Source organism: Bradyrhizobium sp. T-12 (assembly GCF_058314695.1).
The window spans coordinates 4496122-4522862 of record NZ_CM177756.1; the positions used below are offsets into that span (position 1 = coordinate 4496122).

General features: G+C 65.1%; 26 protein-coding genes and 1 tRNA gene. 9 read left to right on the plus strand and 18 right to left on the minus strand.

Annotated features, from left to right (window positions below):
* Window positions 1-75 precede the first annotated feature (75 nt).
* Entirely contained in the window at window positions 76-1806 is a 1731-nt protein-coding gene (locus AC0WRY_RS21310; protein ID WP_194402734.1) for a methyl-accepting chemotaxis protein, read from the minus strand.
* A gap of 170 nt (window positions 1807-1976) precedes the next feature.
* On the opposite strand from AC0WRY_RS21310, the gene AC0WRY_RS21315 reads away from it, so the two are divergent.
* Both AC0WRY_RS21315 and AC0WRY_RS21320 read left to right on the plus strand, forming a co-directional pair.
* Window positions 1977-3368 (plus strand): cryptochrome/photolyase family protein, encoded by a 1392-nt coding sequence (locus AC0WRY_RS21315; RefSeq protein WP_246776287.1) that lies wholly within the window; start codon window positions 1977-1979, stop codon window positions 3366-3368.
* A 65-nt stretch (window positions 3369-3433) separates the two neighbouring features.
* Complete coding sequence (locus tag AC0WRY_RS21320; RefSeq protein ID WP_194402735.1) at window positions 3434-3751, plus strand: histone; 318 nt, start codon at window positions 3434-3436, stop codon at window positions 3749-3751.
* A gap of 60 nt (window positions 3752-3811) precedes the next feature.
* Here AC0WRY_RS21320 and AC0WRY_RS21325 read toward each other — a convergent pair whose 3' ends face one another.
* The gene (locus tag AC0WRY_RS21325; protein WP_194402736.1) at window positions 3812-4684 is read right to left on the minus strand and encodes a DMT family transporter; all 873 of its coding nucleotides are present in this window, start codon (window positions 4682-4684) and stop codon (window positions 3812-3814) included.
* A 97-nt stretch (window positions 4685-4781) separates the two neighbouring features.
* On the minus strand, window positions 4782-5228 hold the full coding sequence (locus AC0WRY_RS21330; protein WP_011088070.1) for a hypothetical protein: 447 nt from the start codon (window positions 5226-5228) through the stop codon (window positions 4782-4784).
* 290 nt (window positions 5229-5518) lie between these two features.
* Between AC0WRY_RS21330 and AC0WRY_RS21335 the strand changes: the two genes are divergently transcribed.
* Window positions 5519-5782: a hypothetical protein gene (locus tag AC0WRY_RS21335; RefSeq protein WP_194402737.1), complete on the plus strand. Its 264-nt coding sequence runs from the start codon at window positions 5519-5521 to the stop codon at window positions 5780-5782.
* Window positions 5783-5815: 33 nt separating this feature from the next.
* On the opposite strand, the gene AC0WRY_RS21340 is transcribed toward AC0WRY_RS21335, so the two are convergent.
* Window positions 5816-6277, minus strand: a complete 462-nt coding sequence (locus tag AC0WRY_RS21340) for a host attachment protein (protein ID WP_194402738.1) — start codon at window positions 6275-6277, stop codon at window positions 5816-5818.
* Between the two features lie 39 nt (window positions 6278-6316).
* Window positions 6317-6727, minus strand: a complete 411-nt coding sequence (locus AC0WRY_RS21345) for a DUF3775 domain-containing protein (RefSeq protein WP_194402739.1) — start codon at window positions 6725-6727, stop codon at window positions 6317-6319.
* A gap of 232 nt (window positions 6728-6959) precedes the next feature.
* On the opposite strand from AC0WRY_RS21345, the gene AC0WRY_RS21350 reads away from it, so the two are divergent.
* From AC0WRY_RS21350 to AC0WRY_RS21360, 3 genes are all read left to right on the plus strand, one after another.
* Entirely contained in the window at window positions 6960-7247 is a 288-nt protein-coding gene (locus AC0WRY_RS21350; RefSeq protein ID WP_194402740.1) for a hypothetical protein, read from the plus strand.
* Between the two features lie 170 nt (window positions 7248-7417).
* Entirely contained in the window at window positions 7418-7552 is a 135-nt protein-coding gene (locus tag AC0WRY_RS21355; protein WP_256438969.1) for a hypothetical protein, read from the plus strand.
* Between the two features lie 145 nt (window positions 7553-7697).
* Complete coding sequence (locus AC0WRY_RS21360) at window positions 7698-8663, plus strand: AraC family transcriptional regulator (protein WP_194402741.1); 966 nt, start codon at window positions 7698-7700, stop codon at window positions 8661-8663.
* 60 nt (window positions 8664-8723) lie between these two features.
* Here AC0WRY_RS21360 and AC0WRY_RS21365 read toward each other — a convergent pair.
* The 3 genes from AC0WRY_RS21365 to AC0WRY_RS21375 all read right to left on the minus strand — a co-directional run bounded on the left by AC0WRY_RS21365 (window position 8724) and on the right by AC0WRY_RS21375 (window position 10189).
* Window positions 8724-8800, minus strand: a tRNA-Arg gene (locus tag AC0WRY_RS21365).
* A 148-nt stretch (window positions 8801-8948) separates the two neighbouring features.
* The gene (locus AC0WRY_RS21370) at window positions 8949-9443 is read right to left on the minus strand and encodes a hypothetical protein (RefSeq protein WP_194402742.1); all 495 of its coding nucleotides are present in this window, start codon (window positions 9441-9443) and stop codon (window positions 8949-8951) included.
* Window positions 9444-9616: 173 nt separating this feature from the next.
* On the minus strand, window positions 9617-10189 hold the full coding sequence (locus tag AC0WRY_RS21375; RefSeq protein WP_194402743.1) for a hypothetical protein: 573 nt from the start codon (window positions 10187-10189) through the stop codon (window positions 9617-9619).
* Window positions 10190-10369: 180 nt separating this feature from the next.
* On the opposite strand from AC0WRY_RS21375, the gene AC0WRY_RS21380 reads away from it, so the two are divergent.
* Window positions 10370-10753 carry a VOC family protein gene (locus tag AC0WRY_RS21380; protein WP_194402744.1) on the plus strand — a complete coding sequence of 128 codons (384 nt, stop codon included), beginning with the start codon at window positions 10370-10372 and terminating at the stop codon, window positions 10751-10753.
* A gap of 38 nt (window positions 10754-10791) precedes the next feature.
* Here AC0WRY_RS21380 and AC0WRY_RS21385 read toward each other — a convergent pair whose 3' ends face one another.
* Window positions 10792-11292: a hypothetical protein gene (locus AC0WRY_RS21385; protein WP_194402745.1), complete on the minus strand. Its 501-nt coding sequence runs from the start codon at window positions 11290-11292 to the stop codon at window positions 10792-10794.
* Window positions 11293-11539: 247 nt separating this feature from the next.
* Here AC0WRY_RS21385 and AC0WRY_RS21390 point away from each other — a divergent pair, with 247 nt between their 5' ends.
* Window positions 11540-11893 (plus strand): GrlR family regulatory protein, encoded by a 354-nt coding sequence (locus tag AC0WRY_RS21390; RefSeq protein WP_174719379.1) that lies wholly within the window; start codon window positions 11540-11542, stop codon window positions 11891-11893.
* 87 nt (window positions 11894-11980) lie between these two features.
* On the opposite strand, the gene AC0WRY_RS21395 is transcribed toward AC0WRY_RS21390, so the two are convergent.
* The 9 genes from AC0WRY_RS21395 to AC0WRY_RS21435 all read right to left on the minus strand — a co-directional run bounded on the left by AC0WRY_RS21395 (window position 11981) and on the right by AC0WRY_RS21435 (window position 25175).
* Window positions 11981-14668: a PAS domain S-box protein gene (locus AC0WRY_RS21395; protein ID WP_194402746.1), complete on the minus strand. Its 2688-nt coding sequence runs from the start codon at window positions 14666-14668 to the stop codon at window positions 11981-11983.
* Between the two features lie 121 nt (window positions 14669-14789).
* The gene (locus AC0WRY_RS21400) at window positions 14790-15704 is read right to left on the minus strand and encodes a DMT family transporter (RefSeq protein WP_194402747.1); all 915 of its coding nucleotides are present in this window, start codon (window positions 15702-15704) and stop codon (window positions 14790-14792) included.
* A gap of 81 nt (window positions 15705-15785) precedes the next feature.
* The gene (locus tag AC0WRY_RS21405; protein ID WP_194402748.1) at window positions 15786-16580 is read right to left on the minus strand and encodes an NUDIX hydrolase; all 795 of its coding nucleotides are present in this window, start codon (window positions 16578-16580) and stop codon (window positions 15786-15788) included.
* Between the two features lie 4 nt (window positions 16581-16584).
* Window positions 16585-17538: a dihydrodipicolinate synthase family protein gene (locus AC0WRY_RS21410; protein WP_194402749.1), complete on the minus strand. Its 954-nt coding sequence runs from the start codon at window positions 17536-17538 to the stop codon at window positions 16585-16587.
* A gap of 129 nt (window positions 17539-17667) precedes the next feature.
* The gene (locus tag AC0WRY_RS21415; protein ID WP_194402750.1) at window positions 17668-18546 is read right to left on the minus strand and encodes an SDR family oxidoreductase; all 879 of its coding nucleotides are present in this window, start codon (window positions 18544-18546) and stop codon (window positions 17668-17670) included.
* Window positions 18547-18669: 123 nt separating this feature from the next.
* Window positions 18670-19530, minus strand: a complete 861-nt coding sequence (locus AC0WRY_RS21420) for a MaoC family dehydratase (RefSeq protein WP_194402751.1) — start codon at window positions 19528-19530, stop codon at window positions 18670-18672.
* 252 nt (window positions 19531-19782) lie between these two features.
* A complete protein-coding gene (locus AC0WRY_RS21425; RefSeq protein ID WP_063195061.1) occupies window positions 19783-20172 on the minus strand; it encodes a Zn-ribbon domain-containing OB-fold protein in 390 nt (129 codons plus the stop codon).
* Window positions 20172-21329, minus strand: coding sequence for a thiolase family protein (locus AC0WRY_RS21430; RefSeq protein ID WP_194402752.1), 1158 nt, complete (start codon window positions 21327-21329; stop codon window positions 20172-20174). Before AC0WRY_RS21430 ends, AC0WRY_RS21425 begins: the two co-directional genes overlap by 1 nt.
* 354 nt (window positions 21330-21683) lie before the next feature.
* Complete coding sequence (locus AC0WRY_RS21435; protein ID WP_194402753.1) at window positions 21684-25175, minus strand: indolepyruvate ferredoxin oxidoreductase family protein; 3492 nt, start codon at window positions 25173-25175, stop codon at window positions 21684-21686.
* 293 nt (window positions 25176-25468) lie between these two features.
* Here AC0WRY_RS21435 and AC0WRY_RS21440 point away from each other — a divergent pair, with 293 nt between their 5' ends.
* Window positions 25469-26704, plus strand: coding sequence for a cytochrome c (locus tag AC0WRY_RS21440; protein ID WP_194402754.1), 1236 nt, complete (start codon window positions 25469-25471; stop codon window positions 26702-26704).
* The last annotated feature ends 37 nt before the right edge of the window (window positions 26705-26741 follow it).

Sequence of the window (26741 nt, forward strand, 5' to 3'; positions counted from 1 at the left end):
ATCTCAGGATGCTCTGGTGCGCAATTGCGCACCAGAGTTCGGTGCTTCGCACCGCCCCGGGATGACAACGCTGGCTTACGCCGCCCGCACGCGGTCGAGGAAACCGTCGACCTCTGCCTTCAGATGCAGGCTTTCGCCCGATAGCGCCTGGGCCGAGGCGAACATCCGGCTCGACGTCTCGCCGGTCTCGCTGGCGCCCTTGGCCGCATGGCGGACGTTGACGGCGACATCGGCCGTGCCTGAGACCGCCGCGCGAACGCTCGCCGCGATGTTGTGGGTTGCGCTTTTCTGCTGCTCGACCGCAGCCGAGATCGAGCCGGCAATCCCGCTGATGCGCTCGATGGTCTGGCTGATCGCCTTGATGGCGGCGACCGATTCCTCGGTCGCGAGCTGCATGCTGGCGATCTGGTTCGAGATCTCGTCAGTCGCCTTGGCGGTCTGGCCAGCCAGCGTCTTGACCTCCTGAGCCACCACCGCGAAGCCGCGGCCGGCATCGCCCGCGCGCGCGGCCTCGATGGTGGCGTTCAACGCCAGCAGATTGGTCTGCTCGGCGATCGAGGTGATCAGCTTGACGACGTCGCCGATCCGCGCGCCGGCCTCCGACAGCTGCGCGATGCGCTGGTCGGTCGCCTCGGCCTGTTGCACCGCCTCGGCCGAAATCTGGTTGGATTCCTGCACGCGCCGGGCGATCTCGGAGATCGATTGAGACAGCTCGTCCGAGGCCGATGCGGCCGAACGCACGTGTTCGGAAGCATTTTCGGAAGCCCCGGCGGACTGCGCCGAAAGATCGGCGGTGGAGCGGGCGACGTCGGTCAGCTGACGCGCCGCGCGCTCGAATTCGCTGGAGGAGGTCAGCACCTTGTCGAGGATGCCGCCGACGCTGCCGCGGAACTCCTCGACGAAGTTGCGCAGGTCGGATTTGCGCTGCTCGACCGCCGCGGCCGAGGCCGCCGCCTGCTCGCTACGCATGCGCGCGCGCTCCAGCGAATTGCTCTTGAACACCGCGACGGTGCGGGCGATCTCGCCGATCTCGTCGGCGCGATCCTCGCATTCGATCGCGACGTCGCTCTGGCCGTTGGCAAGCGCCGTGAGCGAGCGCGTGACCGAGGTGAGCGGCCGGGTGACGCGGCGGACGACCAGCATGGTCAGGACCAGCACCAGAAGCGCGGCAAGGCCGGCGGCCACGGCCATGCTCTCGATGGCGTGGGCCAGCATGCTTTCGTACTGGATCATGGGGATGCCGACATAGAGAATGCCGACGACCTTGCCGGCCCCGTCCGCGATCGGGAAATAGGCGGTCATGAATGTCTTGCCGAACAGCGTCGCCGGCCCCTTATAGGCCTCGCCCCGGCGCAGCGGCGCCTGCCCCGGATGGTCGGCGGCCAGCTGGGTGCCGACGGCGCGGTCGCCATTTTCCTTTTTCACGTTGGTGGAGCGGCGGACGAACTGCCCGCTGGCATCATCGTACACGAACAGGGTCGCATTGCCGCCGACATAGGACACCGCGCGATCGACGATGGCGTGGTCCGTAAAGCTGGGCATCGCGGGGATTTCGGCACGCACCACCGCGCCATCGCGCATCGTGATCTTGGCGGCCGGAACGATCTCGGTGAAGGCCAGCGCCAGCGTGCGCAGATTGACCTCGATGTCGCGCAATGCGCGATCGTTGAAGGCGGAGGTCAGCGACCAATAGCCGGCGCCGACCACGAGTGCCGTGTTCACGGCGATCAGCAGCACGGCGCACAGAACCGCCTTGGTGCCGAGCTTGAACTGCGGCAACAACTTCCCGGTCAAAACGTTGGACATGAATGGAATTACCCCCGTAATTCCTGCATATTCGTGCAACGCCCTTACGGTCCCATTAACGACGGTTCATACCGCCGGGGGCCGGCATGCCTTCCAAATCGTAAACGAGGACACTCCTGACCCCGCCCAGCGTGCCGCCCATCATCGTCTGGTTTCGCGACGATCTTCGCTTGTCCGACCATCCCGCCCTGCACGCCGCCGCGACATCAGGTGCGCCGGTGGTCTGCCTTTATGTCCTCGACGACAGCGTCGCGCGCCCACCCGGCGGAGCAACGCGCTGGTGGCTGGCGCAGTCGCTGCGGGCGCTCGGCGCAGCGATCGCTGCGCGCGGCGGATCGCTGGTGCTGCGCCGGGGACCGGCGGCCAGGATGATCCCGGAATTGGTCCGCGAAACCGGGGCCCGCTCCGTCTACTGGAATGGGATCGCGCAGGCGCCGCATCAGGCCGTCGAGCGCCAGCTCGAGGCGGCACTGGCAAGGCTCGGCGTGGACTCGCAGAGCTTCCCTGGCGATCTCCTCGTCCCGCCCTCGGCCATCCGCACCAAGGAGGGCCGCGGCTTGCGCGTGTTCACGCCGTTCTGGCGACGCGTGCTATCGCTCGGCGATCCACCCAAGCCCTTGCCGGCACCGAAGGAGCTTCGCCCGCCTGCGATGGTTGCGAGCGACAGGCTGGAGAGCTGGAAGCTCGAGCCGGCCAAGCCGGATTGGGCGGGCGGCCTGCGCGAGACATGGACACCGGGCGAAGCGTCCGCCCGGGCGCGCCTGCGCGACTTCCTTGGGCATACCGTGCGCGGCTATGTCGGCGACCGCGATCGACCGGATCGCGAAGGCACCTCCGGCCTGTCGCCGCATTTGAGGTTCGGCGAGCTCAGCCCGCGCCAGGTCTGGCATGCCGCGCAGTTCGCCGCGGACGAAGATCCGGCACTCGGCCCCGGCATTGAAAAGTTCCTGAGCGAGCTCGGTTGGCGCGAGTTCTGCCGCCACCTCCTCCACGACCATCCCGACCTCGCCAGCGAAAACCTGCAGACGAATTTCGACGGCTTCCCCTGGAAACGCGACGCCAAGGCGCTCGCCGCCTGGCAGCGCGGCCGCACCGGCTATCCGATCGTCGATGCCGGCCTGCGCGAGCTCTGGCACACCGGGGTGATGCACAACCGGGTGCGGATGGTGGTGGCGTCCTTCCTGGTCAAGCACCTCCTGATCGACTGGCGCGAGGGCGAAGCCTGGTTCTGGGACACGCTGGTCGATGCGGATGCCGGCAGCAATCCCGCCAATTGGCAATGGGTCGCTGGCTGCGGCGCCGACGCCGCGCCCTATTTCCGCGTATTCAATCCGCAGCTGCAGGGCGAGAAGTTCGATCCGGATGGAACCTATGTCCGGCGCTGGGTGCCGGAGCTGCAAGAGATGCCGGCCAAGCTGATCCATCAGCCTTGGCAGGCCACGCCGATCGAGCTTGCGAGCGCAGGCATCCCGCTCGGCAAGACCTATCCGCACCCGATCATCGATCACGCGAGAGGACGCGAACGTGCGCTCGCCGCCTACGCAAAGATCCGCAAAGGTTGAGCGTTGCTTTGACACAAATATGAAACGCGCTATCGTCATCGCTCCATACAACCGTGGGGGACGACATGGACGACGACAAGCCGATCACCGAACAGGCGATGGAGACGATCACCACAGCCGTGGAAGCGACCAAGGAAGCGGCGGTCACCGCCGTCAAGAAGGTCAGGAAAGCCGCCAAGAAGGTCGCGAAGAAAGTAGCGCCGAAGAAGGCTTCCAAGAAGAAGGCCAAGAAGGCCCCGAAGAAGAGTTCGAAGAAGGCCGCCAAAAAGGCCACCAAGAAATCTGCGAAGAAGGCGGCCAAGAACACCGCAAAGAAGGCCGCCAAAAAGACCGCCAAGAAAGCTCCAAAGACAAAGAAGAAGGCCAAGAAGGGCAAGCGCTGATCGCGGCGCTCTGACCGGGTCTCCGGATGCGAGCGCGTCCGGAGACCTGTCCTCACCGCGCTAGACGCGCCGGTTGACCACGAACACCGCAGCGGCGCACATCGCCATGCCGGCGATCGCCAGCGCATCGAGCTTCTCGCCGAACAGCGTGTAGGCCATCAGCGCCGTCACGGCAGGCACCAGATAGAACAGGCTAGCGACCGAGGTCGCCGCCGCGTGGCGGATCAGCCAATAGAGCAGCCCGATCGATCCGATCGAGAGCGCCACCGCGAGCCAGGCGAGCGCGAGCACGAACTCCTGCGTCCAGTGCACCACGCGGTCTTCGAACAGGAAGGCCCCGATCGCGAAGAAGATGGTGACGGCGACATATTGCACCAGATTGCCGGCGCGCCAGTCGATCTGGTTGCAGTAGCGGCGCTGATAGAGCGTACCGAGTGTGATGCTGATCAGCGAAACCACCGAGGCGAGCCAGCCCAGCCCGGCCTCCCCCGTCATGGGACGGTTGTGCAGGATCATCACCACGCCGCCGAGGCCGAGCACGAGCCCGGCCCATTGCACCGGCGTCACGCGCTCGCCGAGCCAGCGATTGGCAATCGTCGAGGTCAGGATCGGTTGGAGGCCGGGGATCAGCGCGGAGAGCCCGGCGGGAATCGAATGCGCGATCGCGATCGCGGTGCCGCCGAGATAAAAGCCATGGACCAGGATGCCGGCGACCGCGCTGTGCGCAATGCCGGCGCGATCGGGCCATTTCGGCCGTGCGAGGCCGGCGATGATCGCCATCAGGCCGACCACGATCGCCATGCGGATGGCGAGATAGGTCAAGGGATCGGCGTTGTTGACGACGTATTTGGTGCCGATGAAGCCCGTGCTCCAGAGCAGGACGAACAGGATCGGCGCGGCGCGGGCGGTCAGGGCTTCTTGATTATGGTTCATTGCCGCCCTCATTGCCCCAGCGGGGGCCATGCGGCAATGCGAATTTGGTCCTGATGATGCTGCGCTGCGACGGACGGTGGCGGCTCAGCCTAGCGGCTCACCACTCTTCCGGACAGGGGTCGATGATCTTCCAGAGCTCGACGCCGTTCTTGATCTTTTTCATGTCGGTGGTGAGCCCGCCATTGCGACGGATCCAGTCCTTCACCGTGTCGGGGTAGTAGGACATCAGGTCGGACGTCCCCTCGGAGCTGGTCACCTTGATGCCGAAGGTGAAGGCCTTGTCGTAATAGGCCTGATGGAAGCCAAGGCTTGCGCGCGGTGTCACGCAGATCTTGTTCATCGGCACGATACCGAGCACCAGCGTGCAGGCCGAATTGCAGATGCCGTCGATGATGACGCGCTCGCCCTTCTCGCGGACGCGCTTGTACTTGGCCTTGTATTCCTCGACATAGCCGCCGTGGTCGCGGGTGATATGCAGCTCGGCCCGCGCCGGCGTGGCGGCGGCGAGGCAGAGCAACAGCAGGCTCAGGAGCGTGATGCGCATGGCGAGGTGACGGCGAAAGCCTTCAGGAATGTACCGGCCTCGAAGGAGCCCCGAGGGCCGGCGACAGGATTCTTAACCGAATAGTCTTTGGTCATACTTGTGTGGGGAATTCGTTAAGCATCCCGAAAAGGCCAAAAATGGGCAGGCTTGACCGCCATACCCGGCAATTCTGTCACACCGGCCCCGGAATCTGCGGGATCAGCCCCGATTTCGGGGGGCCGGACGGGTGCCCTGGCGGTTTGAAATGGCTATAGATGACTGATCTATTCGTGCGGGTCCGGAGAATCGAGATGAGCAAGTTGACGCTAGTCGCCGCAATTGCTGCCCTGTCGGCCGCCATTCTAGCCCCTGGCCTGGCCGAGGCGCGGGGCCATCACCGGCACTACCGCGCCTACGCCAACCCGCTGCCCTACCCGATCAGCTATATCCACAATTACGGCCCCGGCATCACCCCCGGCACATTCGCCTTTTACGACGGGCCCTCGACCAACCATTGCTACCAGAGCGCGGCCGCCTATGTCGGCCAGGACCGCCGCCGGCACCCCTGCTACTGAGGGACGCCGGCGCCGGCCAATGTCAGGACGCCCCTATTTGGCGGCGCCCGACAGCAGCAATTGCTTCTCGATCTCGTAGACCGGCAGCTTGACGAGATCCTTGCCGACCTCATTCTGGATCGCCTTGCGCACGACGTCCGAATAATCGGCGCGGATCATGCCGAGCGCGCGCGGTGAGGCCACCATGGTCAGCGCCGTGGTCTCGCCGGAACTGACGGCGGCATCGAGCCGGCCGGCCAGGTTTCGCAGGAAGGTACGCTCGGCCTCGTCGTGCCAATCGGTCTGCTCGGCGGAGCTGCGGACACCGCCGGCCGCGGCATGCAGGCGCCCCGGCGCATCGGTCCCCTGCGCACTGGTCGAGGGATTGGGCTGCTCGTGCACCTCCTTGGTGTGAAGGTTCGGAAACATCTCGTCGCCGAGGTTTTCCAGAATCAGCGCCTTGCGCCCGTCGCACACCACCAGCCAGTCGCCCTTGTCGATTCTCATTTTATCCATTGCAACTCTCCTTGAAACTTACGGACGCCCCGTCCCGCATCAGAGATGTTCTTCGAATTCCTCGAAGGACTTGCCGAACTGCGCCATCGCCTCCTCCAGGTAATCGGCGAGCATTGGCGTGCCGATCAGGTAGGAAGCGGTGCGGTGGTTGTGGGCCTGCGCCGCCTGGGTATGCAATTCGCGCCAATTGGAGAGATCGCCGTCGCCGCGACCAAGCCAGGTCAGCGCCACGAGGTCGATCTGCTCGTCGACATTGAGATCGCGGATGAAGCCCGCGAGCTCCGCACGGTCGGTGGTGTCGCCGCGCCCGCCGCGGCCATAGCTCATGTCGTCATCGCCGAACTCCAGGATGACGCCACCTCCGGCCGCCTCGACGTCGGACCGGCGCGATTTCGAGATGACGAAGAAGACTTTCTCCGGCGAGATCGACAGATTTGGAATGACTCGCATCCAGTTCACCTTGCCCGGCAGCACGCACCATGCTGCTGCCACGCAACAACACTATGAGCCGAGGCAGAGTTGCGAATTGCGCAGGATCAAGGTCTAGGCATGGTGATGCGGCCTACGCCGGCTCGCCGGGCGAATTGCTGAAGATCTGTTCATCAGCATTACATTTCGGCTCCGCCACAATTTGATCAGAACAACTTCGATATCCTGTCTTGAGTAAGCGGAGGAAGACATCATGACTCTCAAGATCGGCCTCGTTGCCGCAGCCCTCTCTGGTGCCGTGTTGGGTACCCTGGCGGCGTCGCCGGCGGCGTCCGCCATGCCCATCGCGCCCGCGCCTGCGACGTCGCAGGTCTCCGGCGTCGAGCAGGTCCGCATGGTCTGCGATGCCTGGGGACGCTGCTGGTGGCGCCCGAACTATTATGGGTATTACGGTCCGCGGCCGTATTACGGCCCGCGGTATTATGCGCCGCGCTATTACGGTCCACGTTATTACGGCTATCGCGGCTATCGCCGCTGGTAACATCTGAAGGGGCCCTCGGGGCCCCTTCGCTTTTGCGAGATCACGTCTCGCACGGTCGTCGCCCGTCTGGAGCGATTCCAAAACTGATCTAGATCAAAGCTGAAAACCGCCCGCACCGTCATTCTACGGGAATGGTCGAGCTGATCGTTTTTCGATGCCCGCAGACGGGCATGAACGTGCAGACGCATCTGGAGAAGCAGCAGAGCCAGGAGGGACGGAGCTTTTCGTCCTTTGCCTGTCCCGCCTGCACCCGGCTGCATTTCATCGACCTCGCGTCCGGAAAGCCGATGAGCCGAGAACGTTGACGGTGGCATTGATCAGACAGGCATCATGGCATGATGTCCGCAATACTACGGCCTGGAATTCGATTTACTGGAACGCGATGTTTCGCCATTGATGGCGATGCATCGACGTTCATTTGATTGTCACATTTCAGCAGCCGGCCAGATCATGTTGTTCGACGCCCTCGTTCCATCCTCAGCGCTTCAGCTCATCGGCTTTGCCAATGTCGATGCGTTTCGGCCGGTCGAGACGATGGAGGATGCCAGAAGCATCCCGCTCGACGTCTCGAACTTCGCGGCGGCCCGCGCCGTCGTCTCTCTGCCCGCGTGCCGCATCATCATGATGAGATCGTTCGCGCGCATCCTGGACACCGCCTATCGGGTGCCGGGCGGGATGGTGATCCTGTCCATGACCGACGACCTCCAGGTCAACCTCAAGGGCCTGGACCTCGATGCGCGCTTCTTCGTTACGCTCTGCGGCAACGACGAATGCCATTTCGTCGAGCCGCAAACCAATCATTATGCAATGATCATCTTCTCTCCCGAGCTGAAGGACCGGGGCTGGTTCGATCGGGCCGACGATTTGCGGGCCCATGGTGCCAACCGGCCTGCCCTGCTCCACACGCGGCAACTCCTGCTCGACATCCTGCGAACCGCCTCAGTGCAGCCTCTCCTGTTTGGGACCACCGAGGTGGCGGCCCATCTCCAGGAAGGCCTGCTGCTCGCGCTCGACGATTTGTTTCAGAACAATTCGACGCCGGATCGCGCTGCCTCGCTCCAGGGCGAGCGTTCGATCAAGCTCGTGCAGCGGATCGACGATTACGTCGCGGCCCATCCGACCGCACCGATCTATACCGCCGATCTCGCCGGCGAGTTCGGCGTCTCGATCCGGACGCTCGGCGGCGCGGTGAGCAAGGTGCGGGGCATGAGCCTGCATCAGTATATCCGCCTCAAGAGGCTGTGGGCGACCCGCGCCCGCCTTCTCAGGGGTGGCGGCGCCACCGTCGCCACCTGCGCGCGCGCCCAAGGCTTCCATCATCTCGGTGAATTTGCCGCGGCCTACCGCGCGACGTTCCACGAGACCCCCTCCGACACGCTCGCCCGCGGGCGGCAAGGCAATCTCCGTCAGGGCTGACTGACGCGGCCCTCCCGGCCCAGCGCCGGTTCGGAACAGATCTGGAACGCGGGGAAAGACTGGCGCGCTCGGAAGGATTCGAACCTCCGACCCTCGGAATCGAAATCCGATGCTCTATCCAGCTGAGCTACGAGCGCCCTGGCCTCGTTTGACCAGAACCGAGAAACACCGCAGGACGGCTGGCAAGCCAGCGCGCCGATGGGCGTTCGGATGGGGTGGAATTAGCAGAGAGGCTCACCAATAAAAAGCCCTCCCCGCTTGTTTCCAGGCGGGGCGCGGCCGTTCCTACCAGGTGTTGCCGAAGAAGCCGAACTGCGGGCGCTGCGCCACCATCATCGGCCGGTCCTGCTGTTGCGGCACCGAATGCGCCCTGGCGGTCTTGCGCTTCGGCGGCTGGGCTTGCGCCTGAACCTGCCGCTTGGCGTCCTTCTTCCCCGCGGCAGCGTCGGCCTTCGGTTCCGGTGTGAACTGGGCGAAGGTCTCGCGCACCCGCGCCTTGGCCGACATCTCGGCGAGCGCAGCCGCCGAGGCGATATCGGCGGGCTGAGGCGCGACGACGGCCGCGGTCTTCACTGCAGGCGGGACGATCGTGGGCTGGGTGGTGTCGAGCACGACACGCTCGGGCAGATGGCGGTCGGAGCGGATCCGGATCAGCGGCTGATCATTGCTGACCGTGGTGACGGCCTGGGCGACCGGCTGCGATGGCAGAGCGAAGTTCGCTGCGAACAGCAGTGCGAGCAAAGCTCCACCGACAAAGACGAAATATCGAAAGATGGGCATTGGCCGCGCTCCGCCCCCCCGCATCCCCGCGTGGGCTCTCCGCCCTCAACAGGCGATCTCTTAATTGGTTCCTGGCCCAGCCGTTCGGTTCAAATGGCGACGCGAGGTTTTTTGGCCAAGGGGTCGCGGAGTGCCGCGGAGGGTAACTTTTCCGCTACCGGAACATGCCGCCTCTACGCGCGGCGCGCCGCAACCAGAGAGCATTTCGCCTGATCGGCATTCACGTTGACGAAGCCGACGGGAATCCGCGCAAAGGTCTTGCGGCTCTTCATGCTGACCTGATCTGCCAGCACGCGATTGCGATCGGTGAGATGGCTGCCATCCCGCCGCGCAAAGGCGCAGACGATTTCGACATCCTTTACGGCATAGTCATTGTCGTTTCGCAGCGTGAACGTCACCAGGGCTTTTGAGCCAAGACCGCCGCGGCGCCAGGTCTGGGACGAGATCCTGAGACGACCAAGATCTGCCAGAGCCGGGACCTGAGCTTCGAACGCCGGGGATGCCGACGCTGCAGGATCGCTCGAAGGCGCAGTCTCGACGGCGGCCACCTCGGACGTCACCTGCTCAGCGCTGTTGCCTTTGGACAGAGGCAGCAGCATCCAGACGCCGCAGCCGACGATGATGGCGGCCAGCAACCACAACAGGCTGCGGCCAAATGAGACGCTGGCGATCGTGACGGCCCGCGCCAGCCGCTCGCCGGTCCCGGCAAAGCGTCCCAATCCGATCCGATCGAACCTGGCGTTCATGGTTGCATCACCAATCGCGGCCGAACCTCGTCGAGCGACGGAATAGGCCACTGCTTACTTAAATCGGGAAGACGACCTAAGGTTCCCGCACAGTTGCGAATCGGCGAGGACGGTGGCGATCACCGATCACGGCCGCTAACATGCGCTGCAACATCGCGAACGACCATCGGGAGCATCGAAATGCCAGTCGTCACTTGGGATCACGTCCATCTGCGCAGCCCCGATCCGGAGGCGACCGCAGCCTGGTTGCGGGACATCCTCGGTGGCGAGATCGTACGCGCGCCAGGACGCATCGACGTGAACCTTGGCGGTGCCAGGATCTTCATCGCGCCGCTCGAGGGCGACGGCGCGGTCAACCCGCCGCCTCCGCACCCGCATCAGGGCCTCGACCATTTCGGGTTGACGGTGAAGGACATCGATGCCGTCGCGGCCGAGATCAAGGCCAAGGGCGTCACCTTCACGCGCGAGCCGACCACGATCCGGCCCGGCGTACGCATCTGCTTCATCCGCGGCCCCGAAGGCATCTCCATCGAGCTGCTCGAGCGCGACCAGAAATATACCTGACGCCGCGCGCCGGACCCGACGAGTTGCCGGCGGCGTGGCTAGGTCATGCTGCCGGGCATGAAGCAGCGGATGGAGACGCCCATATAGCCGTAGATCGGCCAGACCATGGTGCGCCCCACCCGGTTCGGCTCGGAGATCACGGCCTCCGTGGGAACGTCGACCCAGACGAGCTCCTGCGGCTGCCCTTCGAGGCCGGAGGCATAGCGCGGGAGGCGGACACGATAGTGTCCGTCCTTGCTGTCCCAGTCGGTATCGGAGAGCGCCGAACCGTCGGCATCGGAGCAGCACGGCCCCTTTCCGCTGCGCAGGCCGTCGAACCAGGCTTTCAAATCCGCATTGGTATTGGCGAACTGGCCGCGATTGCGCGCATGGCCGATGGGGGCGGCGAGCGCAATCAAGGCCAAAACGCAAGCCAGCCTTGCTGTCGTGCTTCGCCAGCGTGTTGCGCTGCCGGAGCGCCCTCGTTCGCTTTTGCAATTGGTGGGACGCGCACTGTACAGACGCGGCTCATCGCCGCCGGAATCGATCCAGTTGCTCATCGTCTTGCTCCAGCACCCCGCGGCCAGTGCAACAAATGTTATGCATTTCGCGGGCCAAACCTGATTCGCAACGACCGGCCTCGCCCCATCATCAGGCCGTCATGAGGGCGTCACGCACAAGCCGGGACAAATACGGCTCGCGGCGGCGGCCGGCCGGCAAACTGCCGCGTTGCGCGAGGCGACACGCTTTGGCATAAAAGCCGGACCGGTTGCGCCATTGGGCGATGGCGGCCGACTGCGGGACGTTATGAAGAACGGCCTTTATTCGATTCACGTGACCCTGCTCGATGGTCGAGTCGGCAAGGGCAGCGGCGTGATTCTTTTTCGCGACGGCAAGATTCTTGGCGGCGATGCCTACCTCTATTACACCGGCAGCTACGTGGTGAAGGACGACACCACCTTCAAAGGCGAGGTCTTGGTGCAACGGCACACCTCGCCGCGGGGCGACGACAATCCGCTGTTCGGCGGCCCCGCTCCGGTCGGCATCGGTGTCAGCGGGACCTATACCGATACCCGTGCGGAGATGACGGGCACGGCACTGGTCGGCAAGGCCAGCCTGATTTTCGGCGCAACGCTGCACAAGCTCGCCGAGGCCGATTAGAGCATCATCCGGAAAACTGTGCTGCGGTTTTCTCTCGCGACAAACGCGGAACGCGTTTGCGCGGAGATCATGCTTGGACAACAGAAGCTATTCCGCAGCCTGCTCGAGCGGCGCCACGCGCGGCAGGATGATCTGGATGCGCGTGCCACTGCCCGGTTCGGAATCGAGATCGAGCCGCCCGCCGAGCCGGTTGGTGACGATGCTGTAGACGATGTGCAGGCCGAGGCCTGTGCCGCCCTGGTCGCGCCGCGTCGTGAAGAACGGATCGAAGGCGCGGCGGCGGACGTCGAGCGACATGCCGCAGCCGTTGTCGGAGAAGATGATCTCGACATTGTCCTTGCCGGACTCCCGCACCTGGATGTCGATGGTCCCCGGCCGGCCGTCCGGGAAGGCGTGCGCCACCGAGTTGAGAAACAGGTTGGTCAGCACCTGGCCGTACGGGCCGGGATAGCTGTTCATGGTCAGATCAGGCTGGCACTCGACATTGAGCGTGAGGTTGTGCTTGCGCAGGCCCGGCCGCAGGCTCATCACCACCTGCTCGGTGAGGTCGCCGAGATCGAACGTGCGCTGGTCCGAATAGTTGCGGTCGGCCGCGACCTGCTTGAACGACTGGATCAGTTCGGCCGCGCGGTTGAGGTTGGAGACGAGCTGCGAGGACGCATCGCGGCTGGTGCTGAGGAAATCGTTGAGCGTGGAGCGGCGGAGCTCGCCGCGCTCGACCTCAGCGGTGAAGATCGCGGTCTTGCGCTCCAGCGCGGATGCGACCGTGAGGCTGATGCCGACGGGATTGTTGACCTCGTGCGCGACGCCAGCAACGAGGCGCCCGAGCGCGGCGAGCTTCTCGGCCTCGATCAGCGAGGCCTGCGTCTGGCGCAGATTGCGCAGCGCCGTCTCGGCGGCTTCCTTGGCCTTGCGCATCTCCTGCTCGCCGCGCTTGCGCTCGCCGATGTCGAGCGCGACGGTGACGATCCGTTCGATCTCGCCCTCGGCGTCGAGCAGCGGCAGCTTGTTGACCAGCCATTGCCGCATGTTGCCGGAGGCGTCCTTGTACTCCTCCTCGTAGAAGCCGAGCCCCTTGCGGATGCTGAGCACGCGCTTGTCGTTCTCGTCGGTCTTGGCCGCGCCATAGCGCGACATCAGGTCCGCCGTGGTGCGGCCGAGCGCGTCGCCGGGCTCGATGCCGAAGATGCCCGCCATGTAGCGGTTCATCAGCACATAGCGAAGGTCGCGATCCTTGACGTTGATCACCGCCGGCACGGTGTCGATGACCTGCTGCAGCAGGCGCCGGCCTTCGGCAATGGCGTCTTCCGCCCGCTTCTGGTCGGTGATGTCGCGTAGCGTGCCCTCGTAGCGGACAATGTGGCCCGCTTCGTCCCGCACGCCGGTGGCGCTGTCGGAGAGCCACAGGATGTCGCCGCTGCGCTGGCGCACCTGATACTCGAACTCCCGCACCATGCCGTCGCGCGCCATCAGCCGCTGGTATTCGACGCGCGCCTCGGGATGGACGTAGATGGTATGGGCGATGTCGCTGATGCTGGCGATGAGTTGCTGCGGGCTGTCGTAGCCCATCATCCGCGCCAGCGCGGGATTGGCGTTGAGCAGATCGCCGGCCGGCGTCGTCACGTAGATGCCGTCGATCGAGCCCTCGAACAGTTTGCGGTAGCTCTCTTCGGCGAGGCGCTGCTCGGTCAGCGCGCGCACCGCCGCCTCGCGTGCCGTGTCGGCCTCCTCCAGCGCGCGGCGGAACACTTCGGCGGCACGCGCGATGTCGCCGATCTCGTTGTCGAGGTCGGCGGACGGAATGGAAGTGTCCTTGCGGCCGGCGGCGAGCGCGCGGATCGAGCGTGCGATCTGGGCGAGCGGACGGACCGTCCTGCGCACAACGAACAAGGCAGCCCCGATGCCGATCAGGACGCCTATGGTGCCGAGCACGATGCTCTGCCAGCGCGCCTCCGTCAGCGTCCGGGCGAAGTCGCGCGACAGCACGTGGCCGCGCCGGTCGCTGACCTCGCGCAGCAATTCGGTGACGCGGCCGATCAGCCGGCCCTCGGTTCCCAGCACCTCGCGGTCGATGTCGGCAATCTGCCGCTCGCGCACGGCCACGGCCATGATGGCCTCGGCATAATCGTTCACCGCCGAGCTCAGCCCGGCATCGGCGATGTTCAGTGCCCGCATGCTCTGGGCGGCCTGCTCCGCCGCGGACGGGTTGCGGGCAAGCAACCCGAGCGCGATGCGGCTCTGCGCCTCCGACAGGCGCGAGGCGAGCTCACGGTCGGCCGTGCCGGAGACGGCGACATCGAACCGGTCGCGCAGCGGCGGCAGGCCGGCGAGCAGCTGGGCGCGGCGGTCGATCAGGGTCGAGATCCGCTCGAGGCCGGTCCGGTAGGTCGCGAGGCGTTCGGTGACGCCGTCGATCATGTCCTGCTGCTCGGGCGCGAGCTCGATGCGGGTCTTCTTCAGGATCTCGCTGAGGGTCGAGGCCGCCTCACCCACCTGCTTGAACTGGATGCCGGCGCCGGGATCGGTGACGAAGTCGCGCGCGGCGAGGCGCAATTCGTTCATGCGGCGGTCGATGTCCTCGGCGAGGTCGCCGACGCTCTGGAGCCGCTGCAGCTCGGCGAAGGTCGTGTCGATGTGCCGGATCGCGATCACGCTCGCGGTCGAGGTGACGATGATCACCGCCAGCACGAGCAGGAAGCTGCCGAAGGTGAGCTGGCCGATGGAGAGCGAGAAGGTACGCTTTTTCTCAGGGATCGGCGTCAATTCGGCGGACATTGGTGATGAGAGGACCGGGCTACTGGGGGTCCAATATACGACGTATTGCCGCCCGGGGGGAACATGCCTCCGGACGCCGTTTATCCCAAATATCGCGGTCCCGGAGCCCTCTTCCCCCGGCCTATGACGGTTTGACGCTCGCCAGCCGCCGGGCCGGAATGGTCATGGCGGCGACGCCGAGGACCACGCAGGCCAGCCCCATCCAGGCGGTCCGACTCAGGCTCTCGCCGAGGAAGGCGACGCTGATGGCGACGCCGATGGGCACCCGGAGATAGGCCTGCGCGGTGGTGCCGACCGAGCCCAGGGTCTGGATCAGGCGGAAGTAGATCACGAAGGCCGCGGCGGTCGAGAACAATGCGAGCGCAAGCAACGCCAGCACGGAGCTCAGCGACGGCGACAGCGTCCAGGGCTGCTCGACCGCGAGCGAGGCCGGAAGCAGGACCGCGGCCCCGGCCAGCAGCGAGCCGGCGGCCGGCGCCATCGGATCGAGGCCCTTGAAGCTGCGGCCGAAGATCGCGGCGCAGGCGTAGCAGATGGTGGCGGCGACGATGGCGGCCTCCGCAATGAGGCCGCCGCCGATGTCGTGAAAGGCGTCGACGCCGACGATCAGCAGGATCCCGGCCATTCCGGCGACCACGCCGAACAGTTTCCGCGGGCTCGTCGCCTCGTGGCGGGTGACGACGGCCGTGAGCAGGAAGGTGAAGATCGGTCCGGCCGAGTTGAGGATGGTGGCGAGCGCGGCGTCGACATGGCGCTCGCCCCAGGCGATCAGCGTCCAGGGGATGACGCTGTTGAGCACGGCCTGGAAGCCGAAGCGCCGCCAGGTCGCGGCATCCGCGGGCATCTTGATGCCGCGCGCCCACATGACGAGGACGAGCAGCAGGCCCGCGATCGTGGTTCGCGCCGCGATCAGCGTGATCGGTGGGATGGTGGCAACGCCGAGCTTGATGAAGGTGTAGGAGCCGCCCCAGAGCGTTGCGAGCGCGAGTAGGAGCGCTAGCTCGACCGCGATGTTGGTGTCCTGCCGGTTGTCCATTCGGTGCGTCCCGTCCATTCCACGATGGACGGAACCTAGCGCGCCCGCAGGCGAAAATACTTCGTTGCTTGTCGAAGTGTATTAGCCGACCGCCCCGACCTCGAACACCTCACCGTCATAGCCGGCCTCGCGGGGGATGTGGAGCTGGCGGCCGGTTTCGGTCTTGGTCATGACCGGCATTACCGTAACGATCGACATGCCGCGGGCATGGTCGAGTGCAGCGCTCACGTTCGGCTGCTTGGCGAGCCGGATCAGATTGCGCGTGGTCGGGAACGGCAGCTTGAAGCGGCCGCTCTCGCCGCCCTCCACCGCCTCGCGCGCTGACAGCCAGATCGAGTCGGTGGACTCCCTACCGTCATGGGCTCCGAGCTGGTCGGGCGGCGCGGCGGCGAGGAAGAACCAGGTGTCGAAACGCTTTGGCATGCCCTCCGGCGTGATCCAGTGCGCGTAAGGCACCAGCGTGTCGAGCGCCAGTTGGAGGTTGTTGTCAGCCAATATACTGAGGAAGCTGACCTTGTGCTCGTTGAGCGCGACGCGATGCGCATCGGCGATCTCGCCGGCACGCCGGGCATCGACAGGCGCGCCCGTGTCTTTCGCGCGCGCCAGCAGAATGCCGCTCTCCTCGAACGTCTCGCGGATCGCGGCGATGCGAAAACCGCGGTCCGCTTCGCTGAGACCTTCACCGCCGGAATAAAGGTCGGCACGGGCGACGATCTCCTTGTCGCCGGCATCGACGCTGCCGCCGGGAAACACCAGCGCGCCCGAGTTGAACTCGATCTGATGATGGCGGACCATCATGAAGATTTCGATGTCCTTCTCGCCGTCGCGCAGCAGGAGGATCGTCGAGGCCGGGCGTGATGCTGATGCTTCGGCCATGCAACTAACCCGCGGCGCTGGATTGCGGGCCGAGATTGGCGCGCTTGTCGACCCGGGCAACACGCGACAAGAGGTACTCGACCTCCGCCTTCGCTGTCGCCGTGATCGTCGCGCCCGGCTTGCGCTGCGCGCTGGAGGCGATGATGCCGCGCTTCTGCAGCACGTATTTGCGGATGGTCAGGCCGACACCGGGCTGCTGCTCATAGCGGATCAGCGGCAGATGCGCGTCGAACAGATCATGCGCGGCATCGCGCTTGCCGGCCTTGGAGAGATTCACGACGTCGATCAGAAGCTCCGGGAAGGCGTAACCGGTCATGGCGCCGTCGGCGCCGCGCTCCATCTCGAAGTCCAGGAAGGTGCCGCCATTGCCGCAGAGGATCGAGAGCGGACGGAGCGAGCAGTCCTTCTGGAAGCCGCGCAGGGTCGTGATCTTCTCCAGGCCCGGCCAGTCCTCGTGCTTGAGCATCACGCAGTTCGGATTGTCCATGACGATCTTGCGGATCACGGCCGGCGTGAACACCACCGAGAGCGTCAGCGGATAGTCCTGCAGGACCCAGGGCACATCCGGGCCGATCGCCTCGGCCGCCTGCTTGAAATAGGTGACGATCTGGTCGTCGGTGCGCAAGGACGGAGGCGGCGCGATCATGACGCCGGCCGCGCCCGCGTCCATCGAGGCCTTCGCCAGCGAGCGCATGGTGGCAAAGCCCGGCGCGGAGACGCCGACGATCACCTGCATTTTCTTCGCGCGCTTGACGAAGCGCACCGCCACCTGCTCGGCCTCGGCGGCATCGAGCTTGGGGGCCTCGCCGAGGATGCCCAGCACCGTCACGCCGTCGCAGCCGACCTCTTCGTAAAAATCGGTCAGGCGGTCGATCGAGCGCTCGTCGATGCGGCCGTCGTCGTGGAATGGCGTCGGCGCGATTGCGAAAGTGCCCTTGGCGTCGGCGGTGAGTTTCATCAGTCCATTATCCCTTGTTCGTCATTCCGGGGCGGCTCGCAGAACGGAACTCTGGTGCGCAATTGCGCACCTGAGAATCTCGAGGTTCCGGGTTCGCTTCATCGAAGCGCCCCGGAACGACAACAACGGCTAAAACCGTCGCGCGCCCATCTTGATCTGCTCCTCGGAGAAGAAGATCTCCTTAGCATGATCGGCGATGTCCTGGGCCTTCCAGCCCGTGTGCGGCGGTTTCCAGCCTTCCATCTCCATCATCCGCATCTCGCGCACGCCGCGGGGCCCGGACACGCCCAGCACCTTGCCGGTCTGGTCGCCCGACAAGTCGCTGACCATGTATAGCACGGCCGGCGCGATGCCGTCCGGCCCCAGCGCCGCCCCCGGGTTCTCCTTATAGCGGGGCAGGTCTGCGGTCATGCGGGTCAGCGCGCCCGGAGCGAGCGTCCAGATCCGGATGTTGTATTTGCGGCCCTCGATCGCCAGCACGTTGGACAGGCCCCAGATGCCGCCCTTGGCCGCGCCGTAATTGGTCTGGCCGAAATTGCCGATCAGGCCTGAGGTCGAGGAGGTGTTGACGATCACGCCGCCGCCGTTTTCCCGCATCCAGCGAAACACCGGCATGGTGCAACAAAAGGTGCCCTTCAGGTGGACCTTGATGACCTTGTCCCAGTCGGATTCGGACGCCTTGTGAAAGGTCTGGTCGCGCAAAATGCCGGCATTGTTGACCAGGATGTCGGCACGGCCGAAATGCTTGATGGCGTCGTCGAAGACGGACTGGCCGCCCTCCATGGTGGAGATGTCGGCGCCGTTGGCGACCGCCTTGCCGCCCTCGGCCTTGATCGCATCCACGACTTGCTGCGCCATGGAGGTGTCGGCGCCGGAGCCGTCACGGGGCCCGCCGAGGTCGTTGACGACGACCGAGGCCCCTTCCCGCGCGAACAGCTTTGCGTAGGCCTCACCGAGCCCGCCGCCCGCGCCGGTGATCAGCGCAACCTTGCCGTCGAGTAGTCCCATGGTGGCGTCTCCCTGTTTGCTTCTTTCGGGTCCCGGCTCTTTCTTCGCCTGGTACTCTGGGCCCCCGGCTCTGCAGCGCACCGCTGAAGAAGCGCTGCGCTGCGTCCGGGGCACGAGAGAGTCCTAGCCCAGCACCGTCCTGCCGTTCTTGATCACCGTGACGCCCCTCGCCTTCACCTTGGCTTCGAACGAGATCGTGTTGCCGTCCTTCCAAAGGTCCATGGTCACGGTCTCGCCGGGATAGACCGGCGAGGAGAACCGAGCGACGTGCTGGCGGAAGGCGCTGGCGTCGTAGTCGGCATAGGTCTGGAGCACGCCGCGGCAGGTGATGCCGTAAGTGCACATGCCGTGCAGGATCGGGCGCGGGAAGCCGGCCTTCTTGGCGAACTCGGGATCCGAGTGCAGCGGGTTGCGGTCGCCGCAGAGGCGGTAGACCAGGGCCTGGTCGGGGCGGGTCGTGATGTCGATGGTCTTGTCAGGCTCGCGCGATGGGATCTTGTGCGGATCGGGCTGGGTCAGGTTCGGCCCGCCGAAGCCGCCATCGCCGCGGGCGAAGCGCGAGGCGACCAGCGTTGCCAACTTCTCGCCCTTCCCGTTCTTCAGCACGGTCTGGTGCACGATCACGACGCCCTTGTCCTTGCCCTTGTCGTAGACCTCGAGCACGGAGGAATCGGCGGTGATGTTGGCGGCCACCGGCAGCGGCTGGTGGAAGGTGATGTCGCGCTCGCCGTCGACCACCATGACGCGGTTGAGGTTCATCTCGCCCGGCCCCGAGCCCCACGCCGCGACGGAGGCAAAAGTCGGCACCACCTTCAGCGGTCGCGGCGTAAACGTGCCCTCGTTGACGAAGGCGAGCTCGTTCTCGTCCATGGGGTCAGCGCCGAGCCCGATGCCGTAGGCGTAGAGCATCACCTCGCGATCGCTATAGGCGTATTTCTGGCCGAGGTTCTTGAGGGATTTGAGCTCTTCGTATCGGGCGGACATTTTTCTGGTTTCCTCTCCGGATTCTTATGCGCCGCTGCCAGTCGAAGTGCCCTCTTCCCTTGTGGGAGAGGGCTGCGAGAGCCATGCGGCAAACTCGTTTGGGTGAGGGGTTGCCTCTGCAGGGAAAGTCTTTCCGCGGAGCGATACCCCTCATCCGGCGCCAAAGCCGAAGCTTCGCTTCGGCGTCCCTGTTAGAACGGCCGCTGGAGGCGGCCTACGCCACCTTCTCCCACAGGGGGAGAAGGGAAAAGGTCAGGCCACCGTGAAGAACGGCAGCGGGGCGCCGTCCGTCGGCTTGAACACCACCTTCACCTTCTGGCCGATCTTCAGCGTCGTCAGATCGCAGTCGACGAAATTGGTCTGCACCGACGGCCCCTCCTTCAGCGTGACGTAGCCGATGGCGTAAGGACCGGTCGGCGACTTCCGCATCAGGCTGTAGGTGTAGATCGTGCCTTCACCCGACGCCTCTTCCCACACCGTCTTGTCGGAGTAACAGAACGGACAGATCGAGCGCGGGAAGTAATGCGCCTCGCCGCACGCCGTGCAGCGCTTGATCATGAACTTGCCCTCTTTCGCCGCGTCCCAGAACGCAGCGGTCTCGGGGTTGGTCACCGGGGCCGGATACTTTTTCGTCTCGCTCATCACACGCGCTCCAGAATGGCCGTCGAGGCGGCGTGGCGAACACCCAAGAGGCCGCCGGTGCCGTGGGCGATGGCGAGATCGCAATTCGGAACCTGCACCTTGGGATGCGCCTCGCCGCGCAGCTGGCGCACAGCCTCGAGGATCTTGGTCATGCCGCCGCGGTTGACCGGATGGTTGCTGCAGAGGCCGCCGCCGTCGGTGTTGAACGGCAGCTTGCCGACGCCCGAGATCAGATTGCCGTCGGCGACGAACTTGCCGCCCTCGCCCTTCTTGCAGAACCCGAGGTCCTCGAGCTGCATCAGCACCGTGATGGTGAAGCTGTCATAGATCGAGGCGTATTTGATGTCCTTCGGCGTGATGCCGGCTTCCTCGAACGCGCGCGGGCCGGACCAGATTCCGGCCGAGTACGTGAGGTCGAGATCCTTTCCGCCGCGCGGGCCCTTCATCGCTTCGCCATGGCCGATCAGGCGCACGAGCGGCTTCTTCAAGCTCTTGGCGATCTCCGGCGTCGTCACGATCAGCGCGCCGCCGCCGTCGGAGACGACGCAGCAATCCATGCGATGCAAGGGATCGGAGATCATCGGCGAGTTGAGGACATCCTCGACGGTCACGACGTCCTTGAGCATCGCATGCGGATTGTATTGCGCGTGATGCGAGGCTGCGACCTTGATCCAGGCGAGCTGCTCCGAGGTGGTGCCATAGTCGTGCATGTGGCGCATGGCACACATGCCGTAGGCATTGTGCGTGGTCGCCCCATAAGCCGACTCGAAATCAGCTTCCGCGCCGGCCGCGCGCGGCGGCATCACACCGGTGCGCGGCTTGCCGGCCAGCGTGATCAGCGCGATCGAGCATTTGCCCGCGGCGATCGCCTCGGCGGCATGGCCGAGATGGATGATGTAGGAACAGCCGCCGGTCTCGGTGGAATCGACGTGCCGCAGCTTCTTGGTGTTGAGGCCGAGATAGTCGACCATGGGCCAGGCGCCGCCGGGCGCATCGCCCGCGCAGAAATAGCCGTCGACATCGTCCTTGCTGAGCCCGGCATCCTCGATCGCCCCCTTGGCGACCTCGGCGTGGAGCTGGGCGGTGGATTTGTCCGGCGCATGCCGGGTCGGGTGTTCGTAGATCCCGGCAATGTAGGCCTTGCCCTTGATGGTCAAAACAGAAGTCTCCGCTCGCGTTTTTTATTGCCCCGTTTTTCTGAACCGCGGTGGGCGGATTGGCAAGCGCGGAAATATTCCGCCCAGCGAGAGAGCAGCGGGTTGGCGCAACTGGGACGAACAGGACCGAGCTCACAGCGGCTGCGGCTTTCCCATTTCTCGAAAACAACCTCATGCACAGTAGAACGGGGATTGATTCCACTTGAGAATTCGCAAGGCAGAAAAGCGACTTTGCGAGCTCATCATGGTGACGCGGTGTAGAGCGGATTAGCCAAAGGCGTAACCCGCCACGTCGATCTCGACCCTTATGGTCGTGGCGGATTACGCTTCGCCAATCCGCCCGACGAGACCGCCCTACTCCGCCGCTATCTGCCTTGGCGCGGGCGGCGGGCTCGCCAAATCCGCCGCGAGCTGCGCGTAACGCACCTTGGCATCCGCCACGGCCTTCTCCTTCACCGGGCCGTAGCCGCGGATGCGGTCGGGCAGCGACAACAGCTCGACGGCGGTGTCGATCGTAACAGGCGACAACAGGCCGAGCACGGTGGCGACGTCCTTCTCGTAGCCGGCGATCAGGTCGCGCTCGAGCTTGCGATCGGCGCTGCGGCCGAAGATGTCGAGTGCCGTGCCGCGCAGGAACTTGAACTTTGCCAGCACGCGGAAGACGTTCAGCATCCACGGGCCGAAGGCGCGCTTCTTCGGGCGGCCGAGCGCGTCGAGGCCGCCGCCGAGGATTGGCGGGGCAAGATTGAAGTTGAACTTGAAGTCGCCCTCGAATTGGTCGCGGAGCTGCTGCTCGAAGGCGCCGTCGGTGTAGAGGCGCGCGACCTCGTACTCGTCCTTGTAGGCCAGCAGCTTGGCATAGTTCACGGCGACCGCGCGCGGCAGCGCATCGCCGTAGCCACCCTTCACCGCGGCATCGCGAACCTGCTCGACCAGCTTGCGATAGCGTTTGGACAGACGGTTGTTCTGATAGGCGGTCAGGTGCCTGGCGCGATGCTCGATGACTTCATCGAGCGTCATCGCGTCCAGCGTTTTGGGCGCAACGACCTCGTCGGTGCCTTTCAGCATGTCAGCAAGACGTTGGGGATCGGCGACCGCGAGGCGGCCGAGGCGGAAGGCTTCCTTGTTCATCTTGATCGAGACGCCGTTGACCTCGATCGCCTGCTCGATCGCTTCAGCCGACAGCGGGAACAGTCCCTTCTGATAGGCATAGCCCATCATCATCATGTTGGTGGCGATGGCATCGCCGAGCAGCTGCTCGGCGGGCTTGGTGAAGTCGAAGAAGACGGAGTCCTTGTGCAGAGCCGTCTCCAAGAGCCCGGTCAGCTTGCGGGTCTGGAAGTTGAAGTCGCGGTTGAGCACGAAATCGGCGGTCGGAATGACGTGGCTGTTGATGACGCCGCGGGTGCGGCTGGAGTCGCAGAGCGAGATCGTGTCCTTGGCGACGGCAACGACTTCGTCGGCGGCGAGCACGAGATCGGCCGTGCCGGTGACGATGCGCGAGCACGTCACCTCCGCCGGATGATCGGACAGGCGGACATGGCTGAGCACCGCGCCACCTTTCTGCGCAAGACCCGACATGTCGAGGATCATCGAGGCCTTGCCCTCGATATGCGCGGCCATGCCGAGCAGCGCGCCGATGGTGAGCACGCCGGTGCCGCCGACGCCGCCGACCGCGATGTTATAGGGCTTGTCAAGCGTCGGCCGCGACGCCGGCTCGGGCAATTCGCCGATATCGGCGAGCTCCGCCGGCGCGCGATGGCGCGGCTTGCCGCCGTCCACGGTGACGAAGGACGGGCAGAATCCCTTGAGGCAGGAATAATCCTTGTTGCAGGAGGACTGGTTGATGGCGCGCTTGCGGCCGAACTCGGTCTCCAGCGGCTCGACGGAGATGCAGTTCGACTGCACCGAGCAGTCGCCACAGCCTTCGCAGACGGCCGGGTTGATCATGACGCGGCGCGCCGGATCCTCCATCAGGCCGCGCTTGCGGCGGCGGCGCTTTTCGGCCGCGCAGGTCTGCACGAACACGATGGCCGATGTGCCCTTGAACTCGCGGCACATCTTCATGACGTTCTGCAGCTCGTCGCGGTGATACAGCTTCACGCCCGGGGCGATGGTGTCGGCCGGATAGGAGTCGGGCGCCTCCGAGACCAGATAGATCTCGCGAATGCCTTCGGCATGGAGCTGGAAGGTGATCTGCTGCGGCGAGAGATCGCCGTCATGACGCTGGCCGCCGGTCATGGCCACCGCGTCGTTGTAAAGGATCTTGTAGGTGATATTGGTCTTGGAGGCGACTGCCTGCCGGATCGCCAGCAGCCCGGAATGGAAATAGGTGCCGTCGCCGAGGTTCGCAAAAATGTGGTTCTCGTTGGTGAAGGGTGCGATGCCGACCCACGGCACGCCCTCGCCGCCCATATGCGTGAAGGTCTCGGTCGAGCGGTCCATCCACAGCGCCATGAAGTGGCAGCCGATGCCGGCGAGCGCGCGGCTGCCTTCAGGGACTTTCGTCGAGGTGTTGTGGGGACAGCCGGAGCAGAAGTAAGGCGTGCGGGAAACGGGCGCGACCGCCTGCATCTGGGTCGCCTGGCGGCCGTTGAACCAGTCGGCCTTGGCGCGGAGCATCTCCGCGATCTCGGGGTTGAGATCGAGCTTGAGAAGTCGCTCGGTAAGCGAGGTCGCGAGCGAGGCGACGCTGAGCTCGGCAGCGAAGGTCAGGAAGCGCTTGTCGTGCTCGTCCATCTTGCCAACGATGCGCGGACGGACGTCGTCGCGCCAGTTGAACAGCACCTGCTTGACCTGGTTCTCGACGATCTCGCGGCGCTCCTCGACGATGAAAATCTCCTCCAGGCCGACCGCGAATTCATGCACACCTTCCGGCTCCAGCGGCCAGGGCATGCCGATCTTGTAGAGGCGAAGGCCGATCTTGGCCGCGACCTGCTCGGTGATGCCGAGTTCGCGCAACGCCTGGCGCACGTCCTCATAGCTCTTGCCCGAGGCCATGATGCCGAAGCGAGCATTCGGCGAATCCATGGTGACGCGGTTGACCTTGTTGGCGCGTGCAAAGGCGATCGCGGCGAAGCCCTTGTAGTCCTGCAGGCGGCGGTCCTGCTCGAAGCGGTCGTCGGGCCAGCGCAGGTTGAGGCCACCGGGCGGCAGCTCGAAATCGGCGGGGATGATGAACGGCTTCATCTCGTCGGTGAGGTCGATCTCGGCGGTGGTCTCCACCGTCTCCGTGATCACCTTCATGCCGACCCAGCAGCCGGAATAGCGCGACATCGCGATGCCGAGCAGGCCCATCTCGATCATCTCATGGATGCTCGAGGGATAAAGATACGGCATCAGCGCGGACATGAAGGCGTGGTCGGACTGATGCGGGACGGTCGAGGATTTGGCGCCGTGGTCGTCACCGGCAAGGCACAGCACGCCGCCGTTCTTGGCCGAGCCTGCCGCATTGCCGTGGCGGAACACGTCGCCGCAGCGGTCGACGCCCGGGCCCTTGCCGTACCAGATGCCGACCACGCCGTCATATTTGGCGCCGGGCGAGAGGTTGAGCTGCTGCGAGCCCCAGACGGCTGTCGCCGCGAGGTCCTCGTTCACGCCGGGCTGGAACTTGATGTTGTACTGCTCGAGATGCTTTCGCGCGGCGAACAGCTGCTGGTCGTAGCCGCCGAGCGGCGATCCGCGATAGCCGGAGATGAAACCCGCGGTGTTGAGGCCGCTGGCGCGGTCGCGCCGGATCTGGGCCATGGGCAGGCGGACCAGGGCCTGGATGCCCGTGGTGAAGACGTGTCCGGTTTCCTGGGTGTATTTTTGATCGAGACTGATCGGACCCTGGTTGATGCCCATGCTGTCCTCTTTTGCCGCCCTGTTCAGGTCTTTGTCACTTCGCGTCGCTTAAGCCGTTGCCGTCCCGTTGTTTTTAGCTAGGGCGCGCCGACCAGTTTCGCCACTCTATGTCGGATAATTCACGATCCGCATCACAAATCTGGAGCAAAGGGAGGCCCGGGTAAAAATCGCAATTTCGTGGCCTGAAACACGCATGCCATTTTCAATTTGTGTCACCATACCCCCGCCATCGCGAAATGAATTGATGGCGCGCTTGCGTCGGTGCGGTCGATTGGTCGCAGGAGAAGCTTGGGATGCGGACGATTCTGACGGGCTTGGCTGTTGCGGGCGTGGCGTTGTGCAGTGCGGTTGCAGGCATGGCCCTCGCCGCCGAGCCGTCGCCGGAGCTGATCGCCTACGGCAAGACGCTGGTCGAGGCCGGCGACTGCGCGGGCTGCCACACCGCCGATCCCGCAAGACCGTTCGCGGGCGGCAAGCGCATCGACACCCCCTTCGGCGCGATCTATGCGCCGAACCTGACCCCGGAGCGCGACACCGGGATCGGCGCCTGGACGGACGCCGACTTCGTGCGCGCCGTGCGCACCGGCATCGCGCCTGACGGCTCGAACTATTACCCGGCCTTTCCCTATCCCTTCTTCACGAAGATGACGAAGGACGACACGCTGGCGATCCGCGCCTATCTCGGCACGCTCGCGCCTGACGTGAGCCGCAACAAGCCGCCGGAGCTGCGCTGGCCGTTCGGCTATCGCGGCCTGATGCGGATCTGGAACGCGATGTATTTCAAGCCCGGCCTGTTCGAGCCGGACCAGAGCAAGAGCGCGGCCTGGAACAGGGGCGGCTACCTCGTCACCGGTCTCGGCCATTGCGGCGCCTGCCACACCCCGAAGAATTATTTCGGCGCGGACAAGAGCGCGCAAGCCTTGTCGGGCAGCGAGGTCGGCGGATGGTACGCGCCGCGGCTCGATGGCGCGGCACGCACGGGATTGCAGTCGTGGAGTGCGCAAGACATCGCCGAATATCTGCAGAGCGGGCGCAATGCCAAAAGCCATGCCGGCGGACCGATGGCGGAAGTCATCGTCAACTCGACGTCCAAGATGAGCGAGGCCGATGTGCGCGCCATCGCGGTTTACTTGAAGGGCCTGCCGCCAGCGCGACGCGAGACCATCGTCACGCCGCCGGATGAGGCCGAGATGAAGGCGGGCCAGGCGGTCTATGCAAAACTCTGCATCGCCTGCCACGAAGCCGACGGCTCAGGCGCCCCGCGCATCTATCCGCCGCTGCCGGGCAATGCGCTGCTGCAATCCAACAATCCCTCCTCCACCTTGCGCATCATCCTCGACGGCGCCCACACCCTGACCACGCCGCGCGCGCCCAACACCGGTGAGATGCCGGGCTATGCCAAGCAGCTGTCCGATGCGGAGATCGCGGCCGTGACGAACTACATCCGCAATTCCTGGGGCAATGCGGGTCTGCTGGTCACGCCGGCGCAGGTCGCGAAGGCGAGGATGCGAGAGGCGAATGGCGAGTAGTGATTGGCGAATGGCCACCTCTATTCGCAATTCGCCG

Coding starts and splice junctions, on each gene's coding strand:
- AC0WRY_RS21360 (WP_194402741.1), top strand. CDS start 7,698: ATGTTGTTCGACGCCCTCGTTCCATCCTCAGCGCTTCAGCTCATCGGC.
- AC0WRY_RS21435 (WP_194402753.1), bottom strand. CDS start 25,175: ATGGGCATCAACCAGGGTCCGATCAGTCTCGATCAAAAATACACCCAG.
- AC0WRY_RS21330 (WP_011088070.1), bottom strand. CDS start 5,228: ATGCGCATCACGCTCCTGAGCCTGCTGTTGCTCTGCCTCGCCGCCGCC.
- AC0WRY_RS21410 (WP_194402749.1), bottom strand. CDS start 17,538: ATGAAACTCACCGCCGACGCCAAGGGCACTTTCGCAATCGCGCCGACG.
- AC0WRY_RS21420 (WP_194402751.1), bottom strand. CDS start 19,530: ATGTCCGCCCGATACGAAGAGCTCAAATCCCTCAAGAACCTCGGCCAG.
- AC0WRY_RS21335 (WP_194402737.1), top strand. CDS start 5,519: ATGAGCAAGTTGACGCTAGTCGCCGCAATTGCTGCCCTGTCGGCCGCC.
- AC0WRY_RS21415 (WP_194402750.1), bottom strand. CDS start 18,546: ATGGGACTACTCGACGGCAAGGTTGCGCTGATCACCGGCGCGGGCGGC.
- AC0WRY_RS21340 (WP_194402738.1), bottom strand. CDS start 6,277: ATGGATAAAATGAGAATCGACAAGGGCGACTGGCTGGTGGTGTGCGAC.
- AC0WRY_RS21375 (WP_194402743.1), bottom strand. CDS start 10,189: ATGAACGCCAGGTTCGATCGGATCGGATTGGGACGCTTTGCCGGGACC.
- AC0WRY_RS21370 (WP_194402742.1), bottom strand. CDS start 9,443: ATGCCCATCTTTCGATATTTCGTCTTTGTCGGTGGAGCTTTGCTCGCA.
- AC0WRY_RS21425 (WP_063195061.1), bottom strand. CDS start 20,172: ATGAGCGAGACGAAAAAGTATCCGGCCCCGGTGACCAACCCCGAGACC.
- AC0WRY_RS21385 (WP_194402745.1), bottom strand. CDS start 11,292: ATGAGCAACTGGATCGATTCCGGCGGCGATGAGCCGCGTCTGTACAGT.
- AC0WRY_RS21380 (WP_194402744.1), top strand. CDS start 10,370: ATGCCAGTCGTCACTTGGGATCACGTCCATCTGCGCAGCCCCGATCCG.
- AC0WRY_RS21440 (WP_194402754.1), top strand. CDS start 25,469: ATGCGGACGATTCTGACGGGCTTGGCTGTTGCGGGCGTGGCGTTGTGC.
- AC0WRY_RS21405 (WP_194402748.1), bottom strand. CDS start 16,580: ATGGCCGAAGCATCAGCATCACGCCCGGCCTCGACGATCCTCCTGCTG.
- AC0WRY_RS21395 (WP_194402746.1), bottom strand. CDS start 14,668: ATGTCCGCCGAATTGACGCCGATCCCTGAGAAAAAGCGTACCTTCTCG.
- AC0WRY_RS21310 (WP_194402734.1), bottom strand. CDS start 1,806: ATGTCCAACGTTTTGACCGGGAAGTTGTTGCCGCAGTTCAAGCTCGGC.
- AC0WRY_RS21355 (WP_256438969.1), top strand. CDS start 7,418: ATGAACGTGCAGACGCATCTGGAGAAGCAGCAGAGCCAGGAGGGACGG.
- AC0WRY_RS21345 (WP_194402739.1), bottom strand. CDS start 6,727: ATGCGAGTCATTCCAAATCTGTCGATCTCGCCGGAGAAAGTCTTCTTC.
- AC0WRY_RS21390 (WP_174719379.1), top strand. CDS start 11,540: ATGAAGAACGGCCTTTATTCGATTCACGTGACCCTGCTCGATGGTCGA.
- AC0WRY_RS21400 (WP_194402747.1), bottom strand. CDS start 15,704: ATGGACAACCGGCAGGACACCAACATCGCGGTCGAGCTAGCGCTCCTA.
- AC0WRY_RS21320 (WP_194402735.1), top strand. CDS start 3,434: ATGGACGACGACAAGCCGATCACCGAACAGGCGATGGAGACGATCACC.
- AC0WRY_RS21350 (WP_194402740.1), top strand. CDS start 6,960: ATGACTCTCAAGATCGGCCTCGTTGCCGCAGCCCTCTCTGGTGCCGTG.
- AC0WRY_RS21325 (WP_194402736.1), bottom strand. CDS start 4,684: ATGAACCATAATCAAGAAGCCCTGACCGCCCGCGCCGCGCCGATCCTG.